Annotated in this window: 13 protein-coding genes and 1 tRNA gene; 4 read left to right on the forward strand and 10 right to left on the reverse strand. The window is 63.4% G+C overall.

Annotation, left to right across the window (positions count from 1 at the left end):
• Positions 1-4 precede the first annotated feature (4 nt).
• A complete protein-coding gene (gene pgl, locus PIJ50_RS07800; RefSeq protein WP_271974168.1) occupies positions 5-676 on the reverse strand; it encodes a 6-phosphogluconolactonase in 672 nt (223 codons plus the stop codon).
• The gene (gene zwf / locus PIJ50_RS07805) at positions 673-2,127 is read right to left on the reverse strand and encodes a glucose-6-phosphate dehydrogenase (RefSeq protein WP_271974170.1); all 1,455 of its coding nucleotides are present in this window, start codon (positions 2,125-2,127) and stop codon (positions 673-675) included. Before zwf ends, pgl begins: the two co-directional genes overlap by 4 nt.
• Before the next feature lie 244 nt (positions 2,128-2,371).
• Between zwf and PIJ50_RS07810 the strand changes: the two genes are divergently transcribed.
• The 3 genes from PIJ50_RS07810 to PIJ50_RS07820 all read left to right on the forward strand — a co-directional run bounded on the left by PIJ50_RS07810 (position 2,372) and on the right by PIJ50_RS07820 (position 3,163).
• Positions 2,372-2,560: a hypothetical protein gene (locus PIJ50_RS07810; protein WP_271974171.1), complete on the forward strand. Its 189-nt coding sequence runs from the start codon at positions 2,372-2,374 to the stop codon at positions 2,558-2,560.
• A gap of 28 nt (positions 2,561-2,588) precedes the next feature.
• The gene (locus PIJ50_RS07815; protein ID WP_271974172.1) at positions 2,589-2,912 is read left to right on the forward strand and encodes a GrlR family regulatory protein; all 324 of its coding nucleotides are present in this window, start codon (positions 2,589-2,591) and stop codon (positions 2,910-2,912) included.
• Positions 2,913-3,028: 116 nt separating this feature from the next.
• Positions 3,029-3,163 (forward strand): hypothetical protein, encoded by a 135-nt coding sequence (locus tag PIJ50_RS07820; RefSeq protein ID WP_271974174.1) that lies wholly within the window; start codon positions 3,029-3,031, stop codon positions 3,161-3,163.
• A gap of 144 nt (positions 3,164-3,307) precedes the next feature.
• On the opposite strand, the gene PIJ50_RS07825 is transcribed toward PIJ50_RS07820, so the two are convergent.
• From PIJ50_RS07825 to PIJ50_RS07855, 7 genes are all read right to left on the reverse strand, one after another.
• Complete coding sequence (locus PIJ50_RS07825; RefSeq protein ID WP_271974175.1) at positions 3,308-3,538, reverse strand: hypothetical protein; 231 nt, start codon at positions 3,536-3,538, stop codon at positions 3,308-3,310.
• Positions 3,538-3,747: a hypothetical protein gene (locus tag PIJ50_RS07830; protein ID WP_271974177.1), complete on the reverse strand. Its 210-nt coding sequence runs from the start codon at positions 3,745-3,747 to the stop codon at positions 3,538-3,540. The genes PIJ50_RS07825 and PIJ50_RS07830 overlap by 1 nt, the downstream gene beginning before the upstream one ends.
• Before the next feature lie 2 nt (positions 3,748-3,749).
• A complete protein-coding gene (locus tag PIJ50_RS07835; RefSeq protein WP_271974178.1) occupies positions 3,750-4,496 on the reverse strand; it encodes a lysozyme in 747 nt (248 codons plus the stop codon).
• A gap of 259 nt (positions 4,497-4,755) precedes the next feature.
• Positions 4,756-4,829, reverse strand: a tRNA-Cys gene (locus tag PIJ50_RS07840).
• Between the two features lie 101 nt (positions 4,830-4,930).
• Positions 4,931-5,215, reverse strand: coding sequence for a hypothetical protein (locus PIJ50_RS07845; protein WP_271973820.1), 285 nt, complete (start codon positions 5,213-5,215; stop codon positions 4,931-4,933).
• Positions 5,216-5,278: 63 nt separating this feature from the next.
• Entirely contained in the window at positions 5,279-5,899 is a 621-nt protein-coding gene (locus tag PIJ50_RS07850; protein ID WP_271974179.1) for a sulfotransferase family 2 domain-containing protein, read from the reverse strand.
• Positions 5,900-6,073: 174 nt separating this feature from the next.
• Positions 6,074-6,244 carry a hypothetical protein gene (locus PIJ50_RS07855; protein ID WP_271973818.1) on the reverse strand — a complete coding sequence of 57 codons (171 nt, stop codon included), beginning with the start codon at positions 6,242-6,244 and terminating at the stop codon, positions 6,074-6,076.
• Between the two features lie 147 nt (positions 6,245-6,391).
• Between PIJ50_RS07855 and PIJ50_RS07860 the strand changes: the two genes are divergently transcribed.
• Positions 6,392-6,850 carry a hypothetical protein gene (locus tag PIJ50_RS07860; RefSeq protein ID WP_271974180.1) on the forward strand — a complete coding sequence of 153 codons (459 nt, stop codon included), beginning with the start codon at positions 6,392-6,394 and terminating at the stop codon, positions 6,848-6,850.
• Here the strand turns inward: PIJ50_RS07860 and PIJ50_RS07865 are convergent.
• Positions 6,828-7,151 carry a hypothetical protein gene (locus PIJ50_RS07865; RefSeq protein WP_271974181.1) on the reverse strand — a complete coding sequence of 108 codons (324 nt, stop codon included), beginning with the start codon at positions 7,149-7,151 and terminating at the stop codon, positions 6,828-6,830. The genes PIJ50_RS07860 and PIJ50_RS07865 overlap by 23 nt on opposite strands.
• Positions 7,152-7,200 lie beyond the last annotated feature (49 nt).

A 7,200-nucleotide genomic window follows, 5' to 3' on the forward strand; every position in this document is an offset into this window, starting at 1 on the left:
CTCCTCATTCGGCCCAATGGACCGCAATATCGTTCAGGAAGGCCCGGATCGGCGCCTCGATGGTGGGTAGCTTTTCCGCCCGTTCCAGCGCGGCGCGCTTTTCGGGGCCGGTGATCAGAAGGTGCGAATAGATGGCTTGCTTCAGGGGCCGCGCGGTCAGGGTCACGCGCGGCTCCCCTGCGCCCTCGGCCCGCATGGGCAGCAGAAGGGGGGCCTTGTCGGACAGCGCCTCCTCCAGCCGGTCGGCGCCGGGGAACAGCGACGCCGTGTGCATGTCCGCCCCCATGCCCAGCAGAAGGACCGAGATGGGAAGATGCGGCTCCACCCCCTCGATCAGCGTGTCGATCGCGTCCTCGGGCCGGTCGGCGGGGGCATAAAGCGGCACGTAGTTCGCCGCCGCCGCGCGCCCTGTCAGCAGGCGCTGGCGCAGAAGGCGGGTGTTCGACCGGGCGTTGTCCTCGGGCACCCAGCGTTCGTCGTTCAGAAAGACGGTGACGTTCTCCCATTCCAGGTCGACGCCCGACAGCGTGTCGAAGATCGGACCCGGCGTGCTGCCGCCGGGCACGCACAGGCTTGCCTTCCCTTCGCGCCGCAGGACGTCGCCCAGCTGGCTCGCGATCTTGTTGGCAAGGCGCAGATACAGGAACTCCCGGTCCGGATAGTCGTGAAAGTTCATTCGTGGATCTCCCTCCAGCGACGGCCGTCGCGATGCAGAAGCATCAACGCATCTTCCGGCCCCGAGGTTGCAGGTTCATAGGCGTGCGGACGATCGCCGCGCGTTTCCCAGCCTTCGATGATCGGGTCGGCCCAAGCCCAGGCGGCCTCCACCTCGTCCCCGCGCATGAACAGGGTCTGGTTGCCGCGGATCACGTCCATGATCAGCCGTTCGTAGGCGTCGGGGATGTCTTCCCCGTCCGCGCCCAGCGCCTTGGCGAAGGACATGTCCAGAGGCACCTGCGTCAGGCGCATGCCGCCCGGACCCGGTTCCTTGATCATGACCTTCAGGTTGATCCCCTCGTTCGGTTGCAGGCGGATCACCAGGACGTTCTGGCGGCCTTCCTCGGGATCGTCGAAGATGGAATGGGGCGGGCGGCGGAAGAAGACCGCGATCTCGGACGTGCGGGCCTTCAGGCGCTTGCCCGTGCGCAGGTAGAAGGGCGTGCCCTTCCACCGCCAGTTGGAGATGCCGACCTTCAGCGCGACGAAGCTTTCCGTCCGGCTGTCGGGGTTCTCCGCATCCTCAAGGTAACCCGGCTTGCCGCCGCCCGCCTTGTACTGGCCGCGCACGATGCTTTCGGGACGCACGGGTTCCAGCGCACGGATGACCTTCAGCTTTTCGTCCCGCACCGCGTCGGGGTCGAAGTGATAGGGCGGCTCCATCGCGATCAGGCACAAAAGCTGCATCATGTGGTTCTGCACCATGTCGCGCATCGCGCCCGAGGTGTCGTAATACGCCCCCCGCCCGTCCACGCCCACGGTTTCGGCCACGGTGATCTGCACGTGGTCGATGTATTCGGTCTTCCACAACGGTTCGAACAGGATGTTGGCAAAGCGGACGGCCATCAGGTTCTGGACCGTTTCCTTGCCCAGATAATGATCGATCCGGTAGATCTGCTGTTCGCTGAAATGTTCGGCCAGCGTCGCGTTCAGCTTGCGGGCCGAGGCGAGGTCCTTGCCGAAGGGCTTTTCCACCACGATCCGGCTTTCGGCGTCCGCGATGCCGAACTGGTGCAGCCGTTCGGCCAAGGCCCCGAACAGCGACGGCGCGACCGAGAAGTAGAAGGCGTGGATCTTGCCCGACCGCATCTCGGCCGCAAGCTCGGGCCAGCCTGCGTCGCCTGTGGCGTCGATCTGGACATAACGGATGTGGCCCAGGAAATCCTGCAACGTCTTCCCGTCGCGCTTGGTGTCGGGCAGGAACTCCTCCACCGAACTGCGGACCATCTCGCGGAACTGGCCGCCGTCCATCTCGGACCGGGCGGCGCCGATGATGCGGCTGTCCTCCGGGATCTGCCCGGCCAGATAGCGGCGGTACAGGCTGGGCAGGATCTTGCGGCGGGCGAGGTCGCCCGTCCCCCCGAAAATCACCAGGTCGAAAGGATCCACCGGGATCGTGCGCGAGACCATGAGCATCCTCCAGCCGGTCCATTCCTTGGCGCGCGCCCCGTATCCAGGCCACGCGATCACCCGGACCATAGGAACTGCCGCACCGCCCCGCAAGCGGTTGATGCGCAACCGGATCAAGCGTCATGGAGGCCGGTCGCCATGGGCGCGAAAGGCGGGCCGCACCGGCTTTCTTCGGCAGGACCGGAACCTTCCCTTCCGCAGCTTTGTTTCCGAACCGACACATATCCAGCCCCGGGGAGCCGACATGGCCGATCTGCACAAGAAGGGACCGAAACGTCCCACGAAAGTGATCTACATCATCGCGGCGATCGTGGCCGTCATCATCGTCACCATCTTCGTGGGCATGAACATCTCCCACAAGAACGAGATGGAAGACGCGCAGCAGCAGGGCGAGACGCCGATCAACGCTCCGGCCGCGAACCCGACCCGCTGACCCCCTCCCAAACCCGAAAGGAACCGTCATGATCGAAGGCCTGTATCACGCCCACTTCTCCACCGACAAGGATCAGGGGGATGGGGTCGCCTATCTTCAGGATGGCAAGCTGCACGGTGGCGATTCCGCGATGTATTATCGCGGCACCTATTCCGTGGACGGTGACCGCTTCGAGGCGGATCTCGAGGTGGGCTGCCACACCGAGAACACGCCCATCACCTCCATCACCGGGGCGGAAGTGGCGCGCCACAAGATCAGCGGCACGGTGGACGGCGAGAAGGTCGTGTGCAAGGCGCAGACCGATCAGTCGCCAAGCGTCGAACTGGACCTGGTGCTGACGCCCATCGCCTGACGAAAAGGTCCGCGGGGCATCATGCGCACCGCGGACCATGATCGTGTTTTTCCGTTCGGGGCTGCAACATTTCAAGCCTTTGGCGGTTTCCCTGTTCTACAACAGGACTGCCTCCCATGAAAAAACTCGCATTCAGCCTTCTTGCCATCGGCCTTTTCGCAGGGGCCAGTGCGACCGCCGGATTGGCGGATCGCGGCGACACCTGCGACGCGCTCATCGTCTCCCGGATGATCTTCGATCACGGGTGCTGAGGGGTTCAGGCTTTCGGGCAACCGCCCTCGAACCCGATCACGACATCCGTGGCGGCCTCGCCCACAGGATCGGGCGTTTCGGGATGCGTCTCAAGCGCGCTCCGCAGCCCGGCCACGTAAGGCGACAGTGGGACGCACAGCGCGTCAGTCCCGATGCGAGGCGCGCAGCCGCTCACGCCAATCGCCGCTGCCAGTCCGAGAATCCACCACCGCATCCTGCACCTCCGTCTGTTTTTGAATCGTCGCCTCCGCCTGCTGCTGGCGGACCGTGGCCGTCACCTCCGCCTTGCCCTGCGCGCGACCGCGCAGATAGGCGATGAGCACGCCGAGGATCGCCGCCCCGGCGGTGCCGAGAATTGCGCCCAATCCGTCCATCACGTCACCGGCAGGTTGGCGCGGTCGGGCACGAAATAGCCGATCGCCATGGCGATCAGGATGCCCGCCAGCGTCGACATGCCGGGGCCCGAGATCGGCGGCCAGAAGGCAAAGACCTCGGACCAGGCCGATGTGATGACCGCCGCGCTGATGCCGCCGGCCATCAGCTTGTTCGTCGGCGCGCGGGACAGTTGGGTGGCAAGGGGCATCGTCATTCTCCGTGGATGAGGGATTTGATCCGGGCGTTCCGCGCCGCCAGATCGTCCAGAGCGGCCTGCTGGCCCGGACCCCACCGGTCATCGATGGTGCGGGCGTACAGGCCCATGTCGTTCAGCACGGTCTGAATGGTGCGGTTGCGAGAATCCCGGCTGCCATAGGCCAGAGGGCCGACGGGCGCAGCGGCATCTCCGGCCACCAGGGTCAGCGCCTCGGCCGCGGACAGGGTCCGGGCCGGGGTCCAGATCACGCGGCGCCGGCTGTCCACCTGCCAGACGCTGACGGGTCCCTTGGGATAGGTGCCGTGCAGGAACAGGTCACGCTCTGCCGTGCGGCGCGGGATGATCTCGGCCGGTTTCTTCCAGCTGAGGAACAGCGCCCCCGCCCGCGCCCGGTCGCCCGCGTTCAGCGCCTCGGTCAGCGAGGCCTTCGCGATGGCGCCGGTGTTGTAGTGAAAGCTGACCAGCGCGTCGAGCTCGTGGGGCGCAAGGTCCACCCGCACCGCCACCAGAACATCCTCCGTGTAGCGGGCAAGGTCGCGCCGGAAGACGGCGGCCACCTCGGCCAATGCCCTGTCCAGATCCGCCGGCATCCCCACGGGCAGATCCGCCGGATCGGGTGCCCCCGCCGCCGCCGTGTGCCCGATCCCGTAGGTGGGCACGTTCACGCTGTCCATATAAGGCCCCGGCACGATGCCTTCGTGCTGCATCAGGGCCACAAGGCCCCGGTCCGATACCTGCATGATGATCTCCTGGCAGGAAGAAGTCGTTCGTGAGGGTCGAACAGGGTTGCTGTGCAACGTTCAAGGCGCAGTGCGTCCCGGAAACAATGTCACCCATCCCAGACCCGACGGATTCGCGAGGGACAGAAGACATCATCGGGATTGATCAGGGGGAAAGCGCCCGCGCGGGCATGCGCAACACGAGGGCAGGAGACAAACGTGCCTGCGACCGCGTCAGGCGACACGCAGCGGCAACATCATGGGTATCAGGAAGACTGCTTGGAGGCGGGTACCGGAATCGAACCGGTCTTCACGGATTTGCAATCCGGTGCATAGCCTGCCTGCCCACCCGCCGTAGACCAAGACAAACAGGGGTTTAGATCACGTCGTGAAACGATGCAAGCCCCTGCTCTCAACATTCCTCTCAACATTCCTGATTCGGGCTTTGTTCGTTCCTAAGTGCCATCGCCCCAGGCATACATCCCTTTGCGGTTTCGCTTGTCATCGATTTGCTTCTCGAGATCGGGGATCTTGAGGCACCACTGCCGAACCGCTTCCAAGGCCTCTTCCATGGTGTCTGCATAGCCTAGAGACGCAGGGTAAAGCTGAACGGACCAATTCCATTCCTTTGTCGCGTATGTCGTCTGATACATGACGCGGCCTACCTTGATGTGCTTGTACAGCACCAGCCAGTCGGTGTGATTTCCCTCGCCGGGCCATGTCAGCTTGCGTGTCCACATGCGCGAACATTTGCAGAACTTCGGATGATTCGGAAAGGTGTCGCAGGCGGAGCTTGGCCGTAATTAGGCTGCGCGGCGTTCGTAACCGAAGGCGTCGAAGTCAGCGGCATAGAGCTGCTCCAGCGCCTCCAGCGTTTCGGCAGCGATCCGCGGTGGCTTGTAATCGCCCGCAAAGTGGTTGGGAATGCCCGTGGTGTGCTTGTCACCGGCAAGTTCGTCCAGCCAGACCGCGACCTTATCCAAGCCATTCTCAAGCTTGAACACCCGGCTCTTCTTGGGGATGAAGGCGGACTGGGGACGGAAGTGGTTGTCGAAGTCCTGGTGGCTTTTAGGGCCGAAATCTTCCAGCCGCTTGACCCACTCCTTGAAGCTGACCTTCGACTTGATGTTGTGCTCCCGATCGCGGTGATAGTGGAAGGCGCTGACCACCCGGTCTACGGGATGACGAACCACCGCGAAGGAGTGGTCGAAGAACCCCATCGGGAAGAACACGGCCAAGTCCGAGGCCAGAATATGCTGCGGCGACGCTGTTCGGAATTGGCCCGCCTTGTTCGCGTTGTACTTCCGATCCAGAAACGCGAGCTGCCCGAACCGCTCGACCAGATAGTCCTCGATGCTGGTGCCCGCGCACTTGGGGACATGAGCGAAATAGCACAGTTTCCCCGAAGCCTTGAAGATCGGCATCCATGTCCCTCGCGTTGTTGGCTTATCCAGTAGAATGAAACACGCATAGGAAGATGGGGTAAAGGTAAAATCTTCTCTAAATTGCGCACTGATCAGCTGGGCCTCTGATGCCTGCGGTTTGGCCCTATTACCCTGCCTCCTGCGCTGGTTCCTGATCCACAGTGACTTTGCCTTTCATGCGATATGGATGACCGCGCCTGTGGATGTAGGCATGACCATGGCCAACGGCGCCTCCGCCTCTGGCTCCGGCTTCATCGACGCCGCCAGTTCCACCAGATCGGCCGTCAGAGGCTGCAAGCTGACGGCCAGGCTTTCGAGGATCTGGGGTTGGGTGCGCATCTGCATAGCGACAGCCGTTAACCATGTTGACGCCGCTCACGTTCACGTTACGGTTGAGCAGCCGAGGCAGCCGGCATACAGGCAGAAGCGGGGGCGGTCCGGCGACCCCCGCCGCCTGACCCCGATGCCCCGCGCAAAAGCTCAGGAGGTCGCATGCCTTTCTACAGGGAATACAAGCGATACGAGGTTCACCTCGAAGGCCCTTTCAGCGATCAAGATCCGTATGTTGGGTGGAAGGTCCTCGGGTTCGGAAAAGAACATGCGGCAGGCGACGGCCATTCCCGACAGGATGCCTTCGAAGCCGCCTGTGCAGCGATCAACCGAATAGAGGCTGATCCCTACCGCTTTGCGATCAACCTCATCGGATATCCGGACCATCCCGAAGGCGATGTCATAACTGATGGTGGTGAAGTTCTGGGGCGCTGGTGCATAAGCACGCTTCAGGATGAGATCCGTTTCATCGACTTCTATCCCCCTGATGCTTCGGTGCCACTGTTTTCGGATCGTTCAGCGTGGCCGCTCTGTGCGGAGATACGAGAATGGCACGAAGCACAAGGTGACGGTAAACCAGACCCCAGATCTTCCGCCGCTATCGCGGCAGACGGTCCTTGATCACCTCCCCGAGCCGCTCCATCCGCTCGGACCGCTCCTCCAGCTGGTCGAAGCGCCGCTCCATCTGATCGATCCTACGCATCGCATCGTCCAGCTTCCGGCCGAGCTGCCGCACCTCCTCCAGAACGAAGGGGATCAGCTTGGCGTTTTCCTTCACCGCCTCCATGGGCGAGGCGTGCGGCTCCGGCGGCGGCCGCTTCCACATGTAGACGATGGCGAAGATGAAGCCGAGCAGCGCCAGCGTTCCGATCAGGCCGTATTCGCGCAGGGATTGTTCCGTCAGGGCATCAATGGGTGGCATAGTGGATGCGCTCCCAACGCAGGCGAGAAGCCGCGCGGAACTCGGCTAT

Origin of the sequence: Falsirhodobacter sp. 20TX0035, assembly GCF_028307215.1 — a bacterium.
Lineage (GTDB): Bacteria > Pseudomonadota > Alphaproteobacteria > Rhodobacterales > Rhodobacteraceae > Falsirhodobacter.

Bases quoted from the DNA above. Each gene is read 5' to 3' on its own strand.
- PIJ50_RS07825 (WP_271974175.1), bottom strand. From the start codon at position 3,538: ATGGACGGATTGGGCGCAATTCTCGGCACCGCCGGGGCGGCGATCCTC.
- PIJ50_RS07865 (WP_271974181.1), bottom strand. From the start codon at position 7,151: ATGCCACCCATTGATGCCCTGACGGAACAATCCCTGCGCGAATACGGC.
- PIJ50_RS07830 (WP_271974177.1), bottom strand. From the start codon at position 3,747: ATGCCCCTTGCCACCCAACTGTCCCGCGCGCCGACGAACAAGCTGATG.
- PIJ50_RS07855 (WP_271973818.1), bottom strand. From the start codon at position 6,244: ATGCAGATGCGCACCCAACCCCAGATCCTCGAAAGCCTGGCCGTCAGC.
- pgl (WP_271974168.1), bottom strand. From the start codon at position 676: ATGAACTTTCACGACTATCCGGACCGGGAGTTCCTGTATCTGCGCCTT.
- PIJ50_RS07815 (WP_271974172.1), top strand. From the start codon at position 2,589: ATGATCGAAGGCCTGTATCACGCCCACTTCTCCACCGACAAGGATCAG.
- PIJ50_RS07860 (WP_271974180.1), top strand. From the start codon at position 6,392: ATGCCTTTCTACAGGGAATACAAGCGATACGAGGTTCACCTCGAAGGC.
- PIJ50_RS07835 (WP_271974178.1), bottom strand. From the start codon at position 4,496: ATGCAGGTATCGGACCGGGGCCTTGTGGCCCTGATGCAGCACGAAGGC.
- PIJ50_RS07810 (WP_271974171.1), top strand. From the start codon at position 2,372: ATGGCCGATCTGCACAAGAAGGGACCGAAACGTCCCACGAAAGTGATC.
- PIJ50_RS07820 (WP_271974174.1), top strand. From the start codon at position 3,029: ATGAAAAAACTCGCATTCAGCCTTCTTGCCATCGGCCTTTTCGCAGGG.
- PIJ50_RS07850 (WP_271974179.1), bottom strand. From the start codon at position 5,899: ATGCCGATCTTCAAGGCTTCGGGGAAACTGTGCTATTTCGCTCATGTC.
- zwf (WP_271974170.1), bottom strand. From the start codon at position 2,127: ATGGTCTCGCGCACGATCCCGGTGGATCCTTTCGACCTGGTGATTTTC.
- PIJ50_RS07845 (WP_271973820.1), bottom strand. From the start codon at position 5,215: ATGTGGACACGCAAGCTGACATGGCCCGGCGAGGGAAATCACACCGAC.